At 41.1% G+C, this 17,423-nt stretch carries 18 protein-coding genes; 17 read left to right on the forward strand and 1 reads right to left on the reverse strand.

The genetic code is table 11. The features are described 5' to 3' along the window. The first annotated feature begins 24 nt into the window (after window positions 1-24). The 10 genes from MKZ02_RS06880 to sufB all read left to right on the forward strand — a co-directional run bounded on the left by MKZ02_RS06880 (window position 25) and on the right by sufB (window position 9,351). Window positions 25-1,050 (forward strand): methionine ABC transporter ATP-binding protein, encoded by a 1,026-nt coding sequence (locus MKZ02_RS06880; RefSeq protein WP_120037895.1) that lies wholly within the window; start codon window positions 25-27, stop codon window positions 1,048-1,050. After that, a complete protein-coding gene (locus MKZ02_RS06885; RefSeq protein ID WP_120034269.1) occupies window positions 1,043-1,711 on the forward strand; it encodes a methionine ABC transporter permease in 669 nt (222 codons plus the stop codon). Before MKZ02_RS06880 ends, MKZ02_RS06885 begins: the two co-directional genes overlap by 8 nt. Before the next feature lie 20 nt (window positions 1,712-1,731). Beyond that, window positions 1,732-2,577, forward strand: coding sequence for a MetQ/NlpA family ABC transporter substrate-binding protein (locus MKZ02_RS06890; RefSeq protein ID WP_120034268.1), 846 nt, complete (start codon window positions 1,732-1,734; stop codon window positions 2,575-2,577). A 160-nt stretch (window positions 2,578-2,737) separates the two neighbouring features. Further along, complete coding sequence (locus MKZ02_RS06895; protein ID WP_120034266.1) at window positions 2,738-3,100, forward strand: carboxymuconolactone decarboxylase family protein; 363 nt, start codon at window positions 2,738-2,740, stop codon at window positions 3,098-3,100. Window positions 3,101-3,355: 255 nt separating this feature from the next. Then, window positions 3,356-3,517, forward strand: coding sequence for a hypothetical protein (locus MKZ02_RS06900; RefSeq protein WP_182917009.1), 162 nt, complete (start codon window positions 3,356-3,358; stop codon window positions 3,515-3,517). A gap of 426 nt (window positions 3,518-3,943) precedes the next feature. Then, the gene (gene sufC / locus MKZ02_RS06905) at window positions 3,944-4,723 is read left to right on the forward strand and encodes a Fe-S cluster assembly ATPase SufC (protein ID WP_120034262.1); all 780 of its coding nucleotides are present in this window, start codon (window positions 3,944-3,946) and stop codon (window positions 4,721-4,723) included. A 242-nt stretch (window positions 4,724-4,965) separates the two neighbouring features. Continuing rightward, entirely contained in the window at window positions 4,966-6,276 is a 1,311-nt protein-coding gene (sufD, locus tag MKZ02_RS06910) for a Fe-S cluster assembly protein SufD (protein WP_340852666.1), read from the forward strand. After that, window positions 6,276-7,505 (forward strand): cysteine desulfurase, encoded by a 1,230-nt coding sequence (locus MKZ02_RS06915; RefSeq protein WP_340852669.1) that lies wholly within the window; start codon window positions 6,276-6,278, stop codon window positions 7,503-7,505. The genes sufD and MKZ02_RS06915 overlap by 1 nt, the downstream gene beginning before the upstream one ends. After that, complete coding sequence (sufU, locus tag MKZ02_RS06920; RefSeq protein WP_340852671.1) at window positions 7,495-7,929, forward strand: Fe-S cluster assembly sulfur transfer protein SufU; 435 nt, start codon at window positions 7,495-7,497, stop codon at window positions 7,927-7,929. Before MKZ02_RS06915 ends, sufU begins: the two co-directional genes overlap by 11 nt. Window positions 7,930-7,953: 24 nt before the next feature. Continuing rightward, complete coding sequence (gene sufB / locus MKZ02_RS06925) at window positions 7,954-9,351, forward strand: Fe-S cluster assembly protein SufB (RefSeq protein ID WP_120034254.1); 1,398 nt, start codon at window positions 7,954-7,956, stop codon at window positions 9,349-9,351. Window positions 9,352-9,418: 67 nt separating this feature from the next. On the opposite strand, the gene MKZ02_RS06930 is transcribed toward sufB, so the two are convergent. Continuing rightward, window positions 9,419-10,569 (reverse strand): IS3 family transposase gene (locus MKZ02_RS06930; RefSeq protein ID WP_340852673.1). Its coding sequence is split into 2 segments (ribosomal slippage): window positions 9,419-10,296 and window positions 10,296-10,569, totalling 1,152 coding nucleotides; the frame shifts between segments, so codons are not numbered across the junction. Between the two features lie 303 nt (window positions 10,570-10,872). Here MKZ02_RS06930 and MKZ02_RS06935 point away from each other — a divergent pair. The 7 genes from MKZ02_RS06935 (at window position 10,873) to MKZ02_RS06965 (ending at window position 17,412) form a co-directional block, all read left to right on the forward strand. After that, window positions 10,873-11,547 carry a response regulator transcription factor gene (locus MKZ02_RS06935; protein WP_120034250.1) on the forward strand — a complete coding sequence of 225 codons (675 nt, stop codon included), beginning with the start codon at window positions 10,873-10,875 and terminating at the stop codon, window positions 11,545-11,547. Further along, window positions 11,544-12,824: a HAMP domain-containing sensor histidine kinase gene (locus tag MKZ02_RS06940; protein WP_340852675.1), complete on the forward strand. Its 1,281-nt coding sequence runs from the start codon at window positions 11,544-11,546 to the stop codon at window positions 12,822-12,824. The genes MKZ02_RS06935 and MKZ02_RS06940 overlap by 4 nt, the downstream gene beginning before the upstream one ends. 105 nt (window positions 12,825-12,929) lie before the next feature. After that, window positions 12,930-13,823 (forward strand): ABC transporter ATP-binding protein, encoded by an 894-nt coding sequence (locus MKZ02_RS06945; protein WP_340852676.1) that lies wholly within the window; start codon window positions 12,930-12,932, stop codon window positions 13,821-13,823. Next, on the forward strand, window positions 13,820-14,515 hold the full coding sequence (locus tag MKZ02_RS06950) for an ABC transporter permease (RefSeq protein WP_340852677.1): 696 nt from the start codon (window positions 13,820-13,822) through the stop codon (window positions 14,513-14,515). Before MKZ02_RS06945 ends, MKZ02_RS06950 begins: the two co-directional genes overlap by 4 nt. Next, entirely contained in the window at window positions 14,516-15,250 is a 735-nt protein-coding gene (locus MKZ02_RS06955) for an ABC transporter permease (protein ID WP_120034242.1), read from the forward strand. A gap of 482 nt (window positions 15,251-15,732) precedes the next feature. Then, window positions 15,733-16,578, forward strand: a complete 846-nt coding sequence (locus MKZ02_RS06960; RefSeq protein WP_340856347.1) for a DUF72 domain-containing protein — start codon at window positions 15,733-15,735, stop codon at window positions 16,576-16,578. Window positions 16,579-16,590: 12 nt separating this feature from the next. Then, on the forward strand, window positions 16,591-17,412 hold the full coding sequence (locus MKZ02_RS06965; protein WP_340852678.1) for a sulfite exporter TauE/SafE family protein: 822 nt from the start codon (window positions 16,591-16,593) through the stop codon (window positions 17,410-17,412). Window positions 17,413-17,423: the final 11 nt, after the last annotated feature.

Genomic DNA, 17,423 nt, shown 5'->3' on the forward strand with positions numbered 1-17,423 from the left:
GGTGGAATGGAGGAAAACCGCCGCATGATTTCAATAAAAAATGTAAAAAAAGTCTTTTCCACAAAAAATGGAAAAGTGACAGCAGTAGATAATATTGACTTAACGATAGATAAAGGCGAGATTTTTGGTGTAATTGGTTACAGTGGAGCTGGGAAAAGCACACTTATCCGGATGCTGAACGGTCTTGAAAATCCGTCTTCGGGCTCTGTTGTTGTTGCGGACCGGGAGATATCAAAAATCCGGGGAAGCGAGCTGCGTCAGGCGCGCCAGGAGATCGGCATGATTTTCCAGCACTTTAATCTTCTTTGGTCAAGAACGGTGCGAGATAACATTGCCTTTCCGCTAGAAATTGCGGGTGTGTCGAAAGAAGAGCGCCTTAAGAAAGTGGATGAGTTGATTAAATTAGTTGGTTTGGAAGGAAGAGAAGACGCTTATCCTTCACAATTGAGCGGCGGACAGAAGCAACGCGTCGGTATTGCCCGGGCGCTCGCAAATGACCCGAAAGTTCTGTTGTGTGACGAGGCTACCTCAGCACTTGATCCGCAAACAACGGATGCTATTTTAGATCTGCTTGTTGATATTAATAAACGTCTTGGATTAACAATTGTGCTCATCACTCATGAAATGCATGTCATTCGGAAAATTTGCCATCGGGTGGCAGTAATGGAAGCAGGCCGTGTCGTAGAACTTGGTTCGGTGCTCAACGTTTTCAAATCGCCCGAGCAGCCAATTACAAAGCGGTTCGTTCAACAAGTGACCGAGCCAGAAGAATCAAAAGAAACCATAGAGCACTTGCTTGAACAGTTTCCAAATGGCAAGGTAGTCAAGCTTACTTTTATTGGTGAAAGTGCAGAGCAGCCAATCATTACGAATTTAATCCGTCAATTTAACATAGCGGTAAATATCGTCCAAGGGAAAGTGTCGCAGACGCAAAACGGTGCGTATGGTTCACTATTCGTTCATTTAACGGGTGAACCAGAGGAAGTGGCACAAGCAGTGGCCTATCTCGACAAGCAAGAAGTCAGCTCGGAGGTGATCCATCATGCTTGAACAATGGTTCCCTAATGTTGATTGGGAAAAAATGTGGGAAGCGACAAATGAAACCCTTTATATGACGGGTATATCCGTGGTGGCTACCTTTATTTTGGGCATACTCCTTGGTCTGCTGTTATTTTTGACAGCTAAAGGAAATATATGGAGCAATAAAGTAATTTACAGCATTGTCTCTGCTTTTGTTAATATTTTTCGTTCCATTCCTTTCATTATATTGATTGTTTTATTAATTCCATTTACAAAAGCGCTTATCGGTACAATGATCGGTGAAAATGCGGCACTGCCAGCCCTTATCATCGGGGCAGCTCCTTTCTATGCGCGCATGGTTGAAATCGGCCTGCGTGAAATTGACAAAGGAGTCATTGAGGCAGCGCGAGCAATGGGAGCAAAAACGAGTACGATTATCTTTAAAGTACTGCTTCCTGAATCAATGCCAGCGCTTGTTTCTGGGATTACTGTTACAGCGATCGCTCTGGTTGGCTACACGGCCATGGCAGGTGTGATTGGAGCTGGCGGTCTGGGGAATCTTGCTTATCTGGATGGATTCCAGCGCAGCCGGAATGATGTCACTTTGGTTGCTACGATTATTATTTTAATCATTGTGTTTGTGATTCAATTGATTGGTGATCTTATTACTAATAAGTTAGATAAAAGATAAATTTTAGGAGGGGAAGAAAGATGAAAAAGTGGTTGCTTACTTTGTTAACTGCAGTAGTTGTGTTTGCGTTGGCTGCCTGTGGCGGCTCAGATGATAAGAAAGATGAGAAAGCAAAAGAAGGCGGCAAAGAAGATAAGGAAATCGTTGTTGGTGCTTCGAACGTACCACACGCGGTGATCTTAGAAGAAGCTAAGCCGTTGCTTGAGAAAAAAGGTTATGATCTGAAGGTTGAAACATTCCAAGATTATGTATTACCGAACAAGTCTTTAGAAGAGGGAGATTTGGATGCTAACTATTTCCAGCATATCCCTTATCTTGAGTCTCAAAAGAAAGAGCATGGCTATGATTTTGTAAATGCTGGCGGCATTCATATTGAACCGATCGGTGTATATTCTAAGAAATATAAAACCCTTGAGGAACTTCCAAAAGGGGCAACTATTTTAATGAGCAGCTCGGTTGCAGACCACGGACGTATTTTAACCATGCTTGAAAAAGAAGGACTCATTAAATTAAAAGACGGCGTAAAGAAAGAGGAAGCGACAGTTGAAGATATCGCGGAGAACAAAAAAGATTTGAAGTTTGATTATAATTATGAAGCCGCTCTTCTTCCACAGGCCTATAACAACGGAGAAGGCGATGCAGTTCTCATTAACTCTAACTATGCAATCGATGCTGGTTTAAATCCGTTAAAGGATTCAATCGCTATTGAAGACAAAGATTCACCATACGTAAACGTTATTGCTGTCCGCAAGGGCGATGAAGACAAAGAAAAAATCAAAGCGCTGGTAGAAGTCCTTCATTCAAAAGAAATTCAGGATTTTATTTTGAAAGAGTGGGGCGGAGCAGTCGTACCGGTTAACAAATAAAGATAAAAACACCTGCAAGGAGTCCCTTGCAGGTGTTTTTATGTTTCATCGTAAAGGCCAGTTCTCTGTTTGGCTGAAAAATCTTTTCTTATTCTTTATTTGAATAAAGCTTTTTTACTTGCTGCATATTAAAAAAGATAAAAACAGAGGAGGCTATCCTATGGACAGAGAAGTTTTAACATCAACAGAAGCAGCGTTATTAGAATATAAAGAGGGGCTTGGCACATTTACAAAAAAAATGCCTGGGCTCGCTGGTCATTTTAATGCATTTACGGCAGAGTGTTTTAAGGAGGGAGAAATCGGCCAAAAAGAAAAGCAGCTGATTGCTCTCGGCATTAGCGTCTATTCACAAGATGAATATTGCATCCTTTATCATGTGAAAGGCTGCTTGGATCAAGGGTGCAGTGAACAGGAAATTTATGAATCGCTTGGTGTGGCCGCAGCTTTTGGAGGTGGGGCGGCAATGAGCCAGGCAGTAACACTTGTACAGGAAGCGATCGATGAATTAAAAGTAAATCATTAAAACGACAGAATGGGGACTCTTTCGGAAAATTAAGAATCAAGCAGGATATGGTTTAAATTTTGAGAATGGGGTTATATAAAAGACAGGAAGCACGCAAAATCACGCGTGAGCAGGTAAGAGCAGTTCATATGCCTTTTGTGAAAAAAAGGAAAGACTGTTACGATAGTTCCTGTAAGAAAATTTCATTCTAAAAACCGAAAGGATTGATTCCCCATTAACTCGTTAAACTCACTGAATTTGCAGTACACAGACAGTATGGAAAAGGCTATGCATGGATCCCGTGGAGTTGGATATGAGGTGTACCGCCAAAATCATGAAGTGAGAATGAATGTTGAACGTCAACGTGAAGAGGAATATGTGGAGAGCCGACGAATGGTTGCTGATCACAACCGTAAATTTACGAACCATCTTTCATAATAAAATTGCATATAAGTAAACCTTCAAATTTAGCGTATGAGCCGACTTTGAAGGTTCAAAACAAAATTACCGCAAATATTGAAAACGACTGTCTTTGAAGCCATAAAACTCGCCAGGAGCGAAATTGCTATAGCAATAAAGAACGCGGAAGTTTGCCAACCATCTGAAAGCCAGCACACATGCTGGCTTTTTCTATGATTCAAAAAGAAAATCTATTGTAAATAAGATAAATAAACAAGGGAGAAACTAAGAAAAATGGCTCCCATTTCCCTTGATTTCATATGAAGGATGAACTATCATCAAATATCCGGGACAATTCAGTCAGACCGGTTGAATATAATTTTCATTTGTTATAAGATTGTAATGAGAATAAATTGAGAATGATAATAAACATCGATTTGCTTCGATGATTACGGAGGTATGGACATGACAGCTTCAACATTAACAATTAAAGATTTACACGTATCCATTGATGGAAAAGAAATCTTAAAAGGTGTAAATCTTGAAATAAAAGGTGGAGAGTTCCACGCAATTATGGGACCAAATGGAACAGGTAAATCCACTTTATCTGCAGCTATTATGGGTCATCCTAAATATGAAGTAACGAGCGGAAGCATTGAATTGGACGGAGAGGATGTTCTTGAAATGGAAGTAGACGAACGCGCGCGTGCCGGTCTCTTCCTTGCTATGCAATATCCAAGCGAGATTAGTGGAGTAACGAATGCCGATTTCCTTCGCTCTGCTATTAATAGCCGCCGTGAAGAGGGAAATGAAATTTCTTTAATGAAATTTATCCGTGAAATGGATTCAAAAATGGATCTATTGGAAATGGACCAAGACATGGCACAACGTTACCTAAATGAAGGCTTCTCAGGCGGGGAGAAAAAACGTAATGAAATTTTACAATTGATGATGATTAAACCGAAAATCGCGATCCTTGATGAGATCGACTCAGGGCTTGATATTGATGCCTTAAAAGTAGTAGCTAAAGGAATCAATGAAATGCGCAGCGAAGATTTTGGCTGCTTAATGATCACTCACTATCAGCGTCTTCTTAACTATATTACACCTGATGTAGTTCATGTTATGATGCAAGGCCGTGTCGTGAAATCAGGTGGAGCAGAGCTTGCTCAACGCCTTGAAGCGGAAGGGTACGATTGGATCAAACAAGAGCTAGGCATCGAAGACGAAACAGTAAGCCAGTAAGAACAAAAAGCAGAGCCGCCTATTCTGGGAAGACAAGCATAGGGCTTCCATTCCCAAAAAAGACGGAGCTGTACAAAGAAAAGCGGTGCTGCCTTTTTTGGGACAATACATGTAAGCCATTCTGGCTGTGTGGCATGTTTCAGCTACACAGCTAGAACAGGTTATACCTTGAGAGGCAATGCAAAATAAAGAAGCGGTTTTCTTTATCGATAAACGAAAGTTGGATAACTAGGAGGACGGACATGACTGTAGAAACAAACCTACCAGTAGATCGAGAGTATATCCGCTCTTTTTCAGCAGAAAAAGGCGAGGGACAATGGCTGGCTGATTTACGCCTGACAGCCCTTGAAAAAGCGGAGGAATTGCCGCTGCCAAAAGCAGAAAAAACGAAAATTACGAATTGGAACTTTACACAATTTCCTTCTCATACAGTAACGAGTGAGCCATTTGCTTCTCTTGAAGAGCTTCCGGAACAGGTAAAGTCGTTAATCAATCTTGAAGAGGTTAATAAAAACCTTTATATTCAACGCAACCAGACACCGGCTTTCCTCGCTATTTCCGAGGATCTGTCAGAACAGGGTGTAATTTTCACAGATATTGCCACTGCTGTTCGCGAGCATAGCGATCTTGTTCAAAAGTATTTTATGACTAGCGTAGTGAAACCGGACGAACATAGACTCACAGCTTTGCATGCAGCTTTAATGAATGGTGGAGCTTTTCTATATATACCGAAAAACGTTGAAGTTAAAGAACCAATTCAGGCTGTGTATATTCAAGATAACGAGAAAGCCGTGTTGTTCAATCACGTGCTTGTTGTAGCGGATGACAATAGCTCAGTGACTTACGTAGAGAACTATGTGTCGACGGTTACACCTGAAAATGGAGTAGTAAATATTGTGGCAGAAGTAGCTGCCGGTACAAATGCCAAAGTTGTTTATGGTGCTGTTGATAATTTGGCAAGTGGGGTAACAACCTATGTGAACCGCCGCGGAGTTACAGGCCGTGACGCTCGCATTGAATGGGCGCTAGGCATGATGAATGATGGTGACACAGTCTCTGAGAATGTTACGAATCTGATTGGAGACGGCTCATTTGCCGATACAAAACAAGTGGTTGTCGGTCGTGGCAGCCAATCTCAAAACTTTACTACTAAAGTCGTTCATTTTGGTAAGCATACAGAAGGTTACATCTTAAAGCATGGTGTGATGAAAGATGCCGCTAAGTCTATCTTTAACGGTATTGGCAAAATTGAGCACGGTGCTTCTAAGTCAAATGCAGAGCAGGAATCACGTGTTTTAATGCTTAGTGAGAAAGCACGCGGCGATGCTAACCCAATCCTTCTCATTGACGAAGATGATGTAACAGCTGGCCATGCTGCCTCCGTTGGCCGTGTAGATCCGTTGCAGCTATACTATTTGATGAGCCGAGGAATCGACCGTAATGAAGCTGAACGTTTAATCATTCATGGATTTTTAGCACCAGTTGTTGAAAAAATGCCAATTGAAGGCGTGAAAAAGCAACTGACTGAAGTGATTGAAAGGAAAGTACGCTGATGAACGCCAAGGAAATTAAAAAATATTTCCCTATTCTTGATCAAGAAGTGAACGGTCATCCGCTTGTGTATTTAGATAATGCAGCGACTTCTCAAAAGCCTGTACAGGTAATTGAAGCGCTTGACAACTACTATCGTCAGTACAATTCTAACGTGCACCGGGGCGTGCATACACTTGGTAACCGAGCAACGGATGCCTATGAAGGTGCGCGCGATAAGGTACGTAAATTTATTAATGCAAGGGCTCGTGAAGAAATTGTGTTTACAAGAGGAACGACAACCTCTATTAACACGATTGCTCAAAGCTATGGACGGGCAAATGTAGGTGAGGGCGACGAAATCGTCATCACCTACATGGAGCATCACAGCAACATTATTCCTTGGCAGCAGCTTGCTAAAGAAAAAGGGGCGGTGCTGAAATATTTACCGCTTCAGAACAATGGAACAGTTTCGCTTGAAGATGTAAAGGAAATAGTTACAGAAAAGACGAAAATTGTTTCTATTATGATGGTGTCAAATGTGCTCGGCACGATTAACCCGATCAAAGAAATTACCGAGATCGCTCATGAAAAAGGAGCCGTCATGGTTGTAGATGGAGCACAGACTGCTCCGCATATGAAGATTGATGTTCAAGAGTTAAATTGCGATTTTCTTGCTTTTTCGGGTCATAAAATGTGCGGGCCAACCGGCATTGGTGTAATGTACGGCAAGAAGGAACTTCTTGAAAACATGGAACCGGTGGAATTTGGCGGCGAAATGATTGATTTTGTGGGGCTTAATGATTCAACATGGAAGGAGCTTCCTTGGAAATTTGAAGGCGGCACGCCGATTATTGCGGGAGCCATTGGCTTAGGCGCAGCTATTGATTTTCTTGAAGAGATCGGTCTTGATGAGATTGAGAAGTATGAACATCATTTAGCTGACTATGCAATGGAACGGCTTAGTACAATTGAAGGCATGACAATCTATGGACCGCTTGCCGGTGAAAAGCGTGCTGGACTTGTTACATTTAATTTGGCCGATGTGCACCCTCATGATGTAGCGACTGTGCTTGATGCGGAAGGAATTGCTGTTCGGGCAGGCCATCATTGTGCGCAACCCCTCATGAAGTGGCTGGAATGTTCAGCAACTGCAAGAGCAAGCTTCTATGTGTACAATTTGGAAGAAGATGTCGATAAGCTCGTCCAGGGACTCGTTAAAACAAAGGAGTATTTCAGTGATGTCTTTTAATAACTTAGATCAGCTGTATCGCCAAGTCATTATGGATCACTATAAGAATCCTCGTAATAAAGGACAGTTAGAAGACGGCACGTTAACTATTGATATGAATAACCCGACTTGTGGAGATCGCATTCATCTCACAATGAATGTAGAAGGTGGAAAAGTGTCAGAAGCGAAATTTGATGGAGAAGGATGTTCCATTTCAATGGCTTCTGCCTCCATGATGACACAAGCGGTTAAAGGCAAAGATATAGAGACAGCTTTAAAACTTTCAAAGGTCTTTTCAGAAATGATGCAAGGAAACGACTATCCAGATGATTTGGATCTTGGCGACATTGAGGCATTGCAGGGAGTAGCTAAATTTCCTGCCCGCATCAAATGTGCGACGCTTGCATGGAAGGCCATGGAAAAAGGCTTGTCTGAGCAAGAATAATAAAACTAACAGGAGGAATGAAACATGGCTAAAAAAATGCCGGAGATCGGGGATTACAAATATGGCTTTCGAGATAAAGACGTTTCAGTGTACCGTTCAGAACGCGGCTTGACACGTGAAATTGTTGAAGAAATCTCCAAATTAAAAGATGAGCCTGAATGGATGCTGGACTTTCGTTTGAAGTCGCTTGAGCATTTTTACAATATGCCTATGCCACAATGGGGTGGAGATTTATCCGCTTTAAACTTTGACGAAATCAACTACTACGTAAAACCTTCTGAACGGGCAGAACGTTCATGGGATGAAGTGCCGGAAGAAATTAAACAAACGTTTGATAAGCTTGGTATTCCGGAAGCAGAGCAAAAGTACCTCGCAGGTGTTTCTGCTCAATATGAATCCGAAGTAGTGTATCACAACATGAAGGAAGACTTAGAATCACTTGGGATCGTCTTTAAAGATACAGATTCTGCATTAAAAGAAAACGAAGAGATTTTCCGCAAATACTGGGCGACAGTCATTCCGCCAACTGATAATAAATTTGCGGCATTGAATTCTGCTGTATGGTCAGGCGGTTCATTCATCTATGTACCACCAGGCGTGAAGGTAGATACACCGCTGCAAGCCTATTTCCGAATTAATTCTGAAAACATGGGGCAATTTGAGCGTACGCTAATCATCGCTGACGAAGGGTCTTCTGTTCACTATGTAGAAGGATGTACAGCACCGGTTTATACAACAAATTCTTTGCATAGTGCGGTGGTCGAAATTGTCATCCGCAAAGACGCCTATTGCCGTTATACAACTATTCAAAACTGGGCTAATAACGTATATAACCTTGTAACAAAGCGTGCGGTATGTGAAGAGAATGCAACCATGGAATGGATCGATGGAAATATCGGTTCAAAATTAACAATGAAATATCCAGCGGTTATTTTAAAAGGCGAAGGCGCACGCGGTTTGACGTTGTCCATTGCTATTGCCGGCAAAGGACAGCATCAGGATGCAGGTGCCAAAATGATTCATTTAGCGCCAAACACGTCCTCTACAATCGTGTCAAAATCAATCTCAAAGCACGGTGGAAAGGTCACATACCGCGGTGTTGTCCATTTTGGCCGCAAAGCCGAGGGGGCACGCTCTAACATTGAGTGTGATACACTTATTATGGATAACCAGTCGACATCGGATACAATTCCTTACAATGAAATTTTGAACGACAACATTTCACTTGAGCATGAAGCAAAAGTGTCAAAAGTGTCTGAGGAACAATTATTCTACTTAATGAGTCGTGGCGTTTCAGAGGAAGAAGCGACAGAAATGATCGTCATGGGCTTCATTGAGCCGTTTACAAAAGAACTTCCAATGGAATATGCGGTTGAGATGAACCGTCTGATTAAGTTCGAAATGGAAGGTTCAATAGGATAACATATAAGAAACCCCCGCCATATCAACGGGACTGACCCCTATTTTTGAGACAGGGATCAAAACACCTTTAAGCAGCCAGCTGCCGATATTTGACCGGTGGCTGGTTGTTTAGTTTCGCTTGAATACGGATATGGTTATAATAGTGAATATAGCTTTCGACAGTTTGCTCTACGGTAGCCGTCGTAGTGCTTGTCAACTCGTCGAGATAGAATGTTTCAGACTTTAGCGAGGAATGAAACGATTCGATGGAGGCATTATCAGAGGGTGTCCCTTTCCGGGACATACTCATGGTAATGCCTTTTTCTTTGACTGCCTGCTGATAAGCATAAGATGTGTACACAGATCCCTGATCGCTGTGCAGAATGCATCCCTCTGGGAGGGGTGGCAGCTGGGCCAGCGTATGTAGCACAAAATCTGTATTCTGGCAGCTTCCTAAAGAATAGGCAATGATTTCGCCGTTAAATAAATCCTGAATACTTGAAAGATACAGCTGTTTCTGGCCAAAAGGCAAGTATGTAATATCTGTGACGAGCTTTTGAAGAGGCTGATTTGCCTGGAAATCTCCTTTTAACAGGTTATCGGAAATATGACAGGGCTGTCCTGTTCGTTTGCGTTTCTTCACTTTTACCCGGCACTGCCAGCCATACTTCTGCATTACACGCTGTACCGCTTTATGGTTAATCGACATCTCTCGTTTTAATAAGGCCGTGATTTTACGATAACCATATCGAAACTTAAGGTCCCGGCACAACGTGCCGATTTTTCGTTCAACGATCTGCCTGGCTGTTTCTTTCCGGCTCCTGCTCTTCCAGCGATAATAAGTGGATCTAGCAATGCCGAGATGCCGGCATATTTCCCTGACGGGCATGCTGGTTTGGAGTTCTTTTACTAATTCTACAGCTGTTTCTGGGACCACTTCCTCTCCAATTCTTTGTACTTTTTTAGTACTTCAATCTGCTGTTTCAAATACCGATTTTCTGCCTTCAGTTTCTCTGTTTCACTTTCATACTCAGCCCCTTTTCCGAAGGAATACTGCTTGCCCACTGGCTGTTCAAATCGATGAAACTCGCCTGCTTTGTACCATTTCATCCATGTTTTAAGCTGTGTCTTATTTCGAATGTTTAATTCCTTTAAGACTTCTTTGACCGGCACCCCAGCTAATCTCATTTTTACAGCCTTCATTTTTACTTCCGCTGGATAACTGACTCTTGTCCCCATAGAAAAACACCTCCAAGTTATTTTCGAGTATCCCATACTCGTTTTCAACTTAAAGGTGTTTTTTATTTGTCTCACTTTATGGGGTCAGTCCACAACGTTGTGGCGGGGGTTTTTTGTCCTCTCCTTCTTTTGTGTCACAAGTCATTCAGCTTAGCTTGCTTGAATCAATCAGGTGCTTTTTTATCGATTATGTAGTAAGCATCTTATTCAGTAGTGTATTCGCAGAGCATTTAGTAATGATATGATTCACAATTTGTGGAATTCAGGTGTTATGCTATTGTATATATCAAAAGGAGTAGTGAGATGATACACGTTTTATATATTGAAGATGAGGTTGAAATTGCAGATTGGCTAAAACAAGCGCTGATACAAGCGGGCTTCAATGTACACGCTTATCGTTCTTTTGAAACATATGAGGAAAGTAAAGATAAATTTGTGCCAGACGTCGCGATATTAGATATTATGCTACCAGGGTTGGACGGTTTTTCAATTGCACGAAAATTAAAGCGTGAATATGAAGGAATTCCAATTTTAATGCTTTCAGCGCGTTCGATGTTAGATGATAAGCTAGAAGGCTTGAGTATAGCAGATGATTATGTGACAAAGCCTTTCCAGGCAGAAGAAATTATTGCGCGTATACAAGTTTTACTACGCCGTTTTAATAAAACGGACGAAACGATTCGATTAAAACATATTGAAATTCGCACTAAAGATTTTACTGTACATAATAGAGAGTCGGGTGCAGAGATATTATTGACACAGACACAATATGGTTTACTGCGCTATTTTATTACGCATCTTAATCAAATTTTAACAAAGGAACAGCTGTATGAAGCAGTATGGCAAGAGACTTACATCGATGGCGATAAAACGCTAATGGTTCATATTCGTTATTTACGTGAAAAGATTGAGCAAGATCCATCACAACCTCAAATTATTGAAACCGTAAGGGGCATTGGTTATCGGGTGAGAGCATGAAAAAGGTTTGGCATTCATTGCTTACAAAATACATTGTTTTAATTCTTATAGCTTTAGGTTTTTTGCAGCTTGTTGTGATATTGTACATGGTTGGTATAAACTTCGAACGTTTAGTCTCAAAAGTGCCTACTATAGAAGAGATTGAAGAAAGATGGACTGAAGATGTATATGAGGCTACTACAGATGATGTGGATGGAATTGTTCAAGATTGGCATACCCAATACTCTCAAGCTAGCTTTTTTTATGTGAATTCTAATGGCAAGCTTGTGAAAAAATGGTACGTTCATGCCGCTTCGAAAATACCTGAACACTGGGACACGGTAACGACTACACGCTTTATCCAATCGCATTATGGCAGCCCAACTTTCACTGTTATCCGTTTCGTAGGTAACAAGGATGAAAATGGATTTTTAGTTTTACAAATTGAGCGTGACACATTAGAGCCTGCTAAAATGGAATCCGGTTTTTTATACATCGCCTTCTTATTAATGTTTGCTTTTTTAGGTATTTCGTTGTTGTTTTTTATGCGTATTTTAAAGCGTTTAGTCAACTTAGAAGAGGCTATGACAATTCGTGAGATGGATGGTTTGCCCATTCGCACAGAAGTGAAGAAAAAAGACGAAATCGGAGCTGTTGAACAAGCCTTTAACAATATGGTTGACGAACTTCGAGAAGCTAAAAAGCGAGAGCTGGAAGAAGAGCAATTACGTCGAGAATTGATTGCAAATTTATCACATGACTTAAAAACACCACTGACCAAAATGCGTGCACAATTACAAAATGTATCCGCTGATCAGGCACAGCATTTAGATCATTCTATTAGCATGATGAGTCACTTAATCGAGAACTTAATGTCTTATTCATTACTCACAGCTAATAAGATGCGCTATCATGCTAAAGACACGCGCATCGACCGCCTTGTGAATCAAAGTATCGCATCGTGGTATCCGTTGTTTGAAGAACAAGGTTTTAAGGTGGAATTAGAGGTTGAAGAGCTGTCATGGCATATTGATAAATTATGGCTTGAACGTATATTGGATAATTTATTACAAAATGTGCTGCGCCACGCAAATGAAGGCAAGTTTATTCGAGTTGTGGTGCAGAATAATCAAATTATGGTTAGAGATAAAGGGCAAGGCTTTGTGGATCATGCTCATACGAAAGGAGCCGGAATTGGGCTTTCCATCGTTGAGTTAATGGCTGAGAAAATGAACTTATCCTTGGTTATTGATAGTACGGCTTACGGTACGACTGTTCAATTATACCCAAAAGATTAAAAAGCGTAGCCGAGATACTCGGCTACGCTTTTTTAAACGAATTTTAAACAAACTTAACCTTTGCTTTAAACTCCAGCGCTTAAAGTTAAAAGTGAGGTGAATGAGATGACTTACATCGTTAAAACAAAAAACTTAACTAAGAAATTTGATAAACATACAGCTGTTTCAAACGTTGATTTAAAAATTAAAGAAGGCGAAATTTATGGATTTCTAGGTCCGAATGGAGCAGGGAAATCAACGACTATACGCATGTTGTTAGGCTTAATGAAACCAACAGCTGGCGAAATTCAAATTTTTAACCAAGATCTAAAAAAGCATCGAAAGAAAATTTTACAACAGGTTGGTTCATTAGTTGAAAATCCATCATACTACCCCCATTTAACAGCAAAAGAAAATTTGGAGGTTTTACGTAAGGTTCTACAAGTACCTGAAGAACGCATTGCTCATGTATTGGAGATGGTGCGATTAAGTCATGTAGCAGATAAAAAGGTAAAAGGTTTTTCGCTTGGTATGAAACAACGTTTAGGGATTGCCCAAGCTTTATTGCATGAACCCAAGTTATTAATTTTAGATGAGCCTACAAATGGATTAGATCCAGAAGGCATTATTGAAATGCGTACGCTTATTAAAGACTTGGCAAAGGAAGGGAAAACGATTATTATTTCGAGTCACTTGCTTTCAGAGATCGACCAAATAGCCACGACTATTGGTGTGATTGCTAAAGGAAAAATCATTTATCAAGATGATATTCAAACGATGCGCACTTTAGCAAAGCGTCGTTTACGTATGCGTGTAAGCGATGTACAAAAAGCGCAGCAAGCTGTGGGCGGAGAAGTAGAAGGAAAATGGTTATACTGTGAGTCCTTCGCTGATGATGAGGTGGCATGGGCTGTTCAAAAACTAATCGAACAAAATATTGCTATTTACCGTATAGAAGAAGAGCAGCGCTCATTAGAGGACATTTTCCTTCGCATGATAGAGGAGGCATCTTTAGCATGATGACGTTAATGCAAGCAGAGTTTGCCAAGATAAAACGCAAAGGGTTTTTAATTCTATCATTTCTTGGCGGATTTGGTGTTGTGGCTTTGCAAATGGTGAATTACGGTGTGCGCAAAGAATGGTTAATGGAACAAAACCAGGACCATTGGGGTTATTACTTAATGAATGTTCAAGGGTTCATCCCTCTTGCTATCGTACTTGGCAGCGTCATATTAGCGGTGCAAATTGCCGGAGTTGAAGAGGAAACCAATGCCTGGAAGCAACAATTGGCCTTGCCATTATCCAAAAAAAAGTTATATGCTGCCAAGTTCTTTGTGGTATTGAGTTACCTCATACTAGCTTCCGTACTATTAATGATTTTCACACTTATCTATGGCATGGTTTTAAATTTTGATCAAGCTATTCCATATGAAGCAATAGCTAGGCAAAGTATATTGCCTGTGTTAGCCGTTTTGCCGATTGTTGCAGTGCAATTATGGATTTCTGTTGTTAGTAAGTCCCAATCAGTTGCGATTACTACAGGAATTGTGCAATTTTTACTGACCTATTCTGCTTTCTCATTACCTGATTGGATGCCTTGGAAATGGATTAACTTATTGAACCCAACTTGGAACGTAGGATTAGGCATTAGTGTGGGAGTGGTTGTTTTTCTTATGGGCATGTATGACTTTTATCGAAAGGATGCGAAGTAAATGTTTTTCTCATTATTACAAGCGGAATGGTATAAGCTAAAACGCAATAACATTTACGCGCTACTTGTTATCGGTCCGCTTCTCACATTATTTATAGGCGCTGCGAACCCTATGACAGAGCAGATGAAAGGCATAAATCCATGGCATGGCTTATTTTTATTTATGAACTTGCCATATGCTTTATTATTTTTGCCCTTAATCACAGGCGTGTTAGCAGGTATCATTTGTCGCTACGAGCATCAAGCAGGTGGCTGGAAACAGCTCGTAGCATTACCTGTGACACGTTCGCAAATTTATTTGGCCAAATTTGTTTTAAACGCTATGCTAGTCTTAGTGATTCAACTAATTTATGGTGTGGTGGTGTATATTGCAGGTACTATGAATGGATTTGAGGAAAGCTTTCCGTTCGTCGTAATTATAAAGTTCATTTTAGGTGGCTGGTTGGCTACATTTCCGATGATCGCATTACAACTTTGGGCAGCTATGCATTGGCGAAGTTTTGCCGTAGCCTTTACGTTAAATGTTATTTTTACATTGCCAAGTATTTTAGCCATCAATTCAGAACGCTTTGGTCCTTATTATCCATGGTCACAGCCATTCTTTATGATGTATATGGAAGACAGCATGTCAGGGCTCTTCTTCGTTCCGATAAGCCAAGTGCTTCTTGTAACAGGCGGTAGCTTTATCGTGTTTTTATTATTAGGTTTGATGAGCTTTAAGCATAAAGCGATTTAAAGGGGAGGAGAAAGTTAATTTCCTTCTCACTTTTTTATGAAGAGTCAGCATATAACCTATAAGTTTAATATTTTAGACAATGATAATCTCTACATTGATTTCCATGATTAGAAGCTATCCGATAGTAGCGACAGCTTTGATTCCTCATGTATGCCTAAATAGTTTATGTTAATATCTTGTTCATTCGTAAGGTGATTTTGTAAAGTGTTGGATCTGTCGATATTTTTAGTGGATTCTATTTGATTGTTTTATTCAGATTAGTTACATTCAAAATGGAAGGTTCAATCGGTTAATTTTTCGTCTGAAGAGGCAGCTCAAGAGCTGCTTTTTTCTATGGTCCAAAAACAAGTTGACATAGAGAAAGAGGATTGAGAAAAGATTGGTTCTTTAAAGGAATAGCGGTTATGTTAGTTTTCAGTTATAAGTGGATAATAAGTAAAGAACAATGATGATATGCTAAAATAAGAGAGAGGTGGATGTCGATGTTATATGTAGGTGTAACCGGCTGGGGGGACCATGACACGCTTTATAAAAGCGGCATTGCTTCCCGGGATAAGCTGAAGGAATATGGCGCTCACTTTCCAACTGTTGAAGTGGATGCCAGTTTTTACGCAGTACAGCCGCTGCGCAATATGCAAAAATGGGTGGATGAAACCCCGGAGAGTTTTCAATTTGTCGTCAAAGCTTACCAAGGCATGACAGGGCACGAGCGGGGAGAGATTCCATTTGAATCAAAGGAAGAGATGTTTAAGGCGTTTATCGAGTCGCTTGCGCCGATGAAACAAGCGGGAAAGCTCGCGATGGTGTTGTTCCAGTTCCCGCCGTGGTTTGATTGTCAGCGTAAGAACGTGGAGTACTTACGTTACTGTAAGGAATTAATGGGAGATTTGCCCCTCGCCGTTGAGTTTCGTCACCAATCGTGGTATTCGCCGGATTTTCTAGAAAAGACAATTACTTTTTTAAAGAATGAAAAGTGGATTCATACCGTTTGTGATGAACCGCAGGCGGGAGAAGGATCGGTGCCGCTTGTTTTGCGTGCGACTGATGCGGAAAAAACACTTGTGCGTTTGCACGGTCGGAATAAACAGGGGTGGCAAAAGCAAGGAAATAAAAATTGGCGCGACGTGCGTTATTTATACCGCTATAATGAAGAGGAATTACATCAGTGGGTGGGTTTTACAAAAGAACTTCAAAAGCAAAGTAAACAGGTCTACATGCTTTTTAATAACAATTCCGGCGGAGATGCCGCTGATAATGCTAAGCAGTTTATTCAGCTAGCTGGCTTAACGTATGAGAATCTGGCCTCACGCCAGCTTGATCTATTTTAAGGAGGGCTCCAAATGGAGTGGATTATTCTTCTGGCCATTGGTTTTGCAGCCGGTTCACTTGGGGCACTTGCGGGGATTGGAGGAGGCATAATTATCGTTCCATCCCTTCTTTTTTTTAGCGCGTCGACTGCATGGTTCTCTCAGATTTCTCCGCAGCAGGCGGTCGGAATATCGCTTGTCGTCATGATCTTTACAGGATTGTCTTCAACGCTTGCTTACATGAAATATAAAACGGTTGATTATAAAAGCGGCCTGCTTTTTTTTATTGGAAGCGGACCTGGCGGAATTGTCGGTGCCTTTGTCAACAAAGCGTTAAGCACCCATTCTTTTTACATTTATTTTGGTGCCTTTATGATTATCATGGCGATCATTTTACTCTTTCGCTCTAAAATAAAGCCGCTTCCCGCCAAGTTGAGAGGTGGGATTACCCGTGAATTCACTGAAAGAAGCGGCAAGGTTTATACATATCGCTTTCAACCGCTTACCGCTATCTTTATTGCTTTTTTTGTTGGCTTTTGTTCAGGGATTTTTGGGATCGGCGGAGGCGCATTAATGGTACCGGCAATGATCCTATTGTTCGCGTTTCCTCCGCATGTAGCGGTGGCAACCTCGATGTTTATGATTTTCTTATCGGCGATGGTTAGCTCCATTACACATGTAGTATTAGGTAATGTAATTTGGCTGTATGCTGCATTGATTGTACCTGGTGCCTGGATTGGAGCCAAACTGGGGGCGTTTCTAAATACGAGAATGCAATCCAATGCTCTAGTAATGGTTCTGCGGATTATTTTAATTATCACGGGTATTCGCTTAATCTATGAAGGGATCGCATAACGAGGCGGAGG

Origin of the sequence: Pseudobacillus sp. FSL P4-0506 (genome assembly GCF_038003025.1) — a bacterium.
Classification (GTDB): Bacteria; Bacillota; Bacilli; order Bacillales; family Domibacillaceae; genus Pseudobacillus.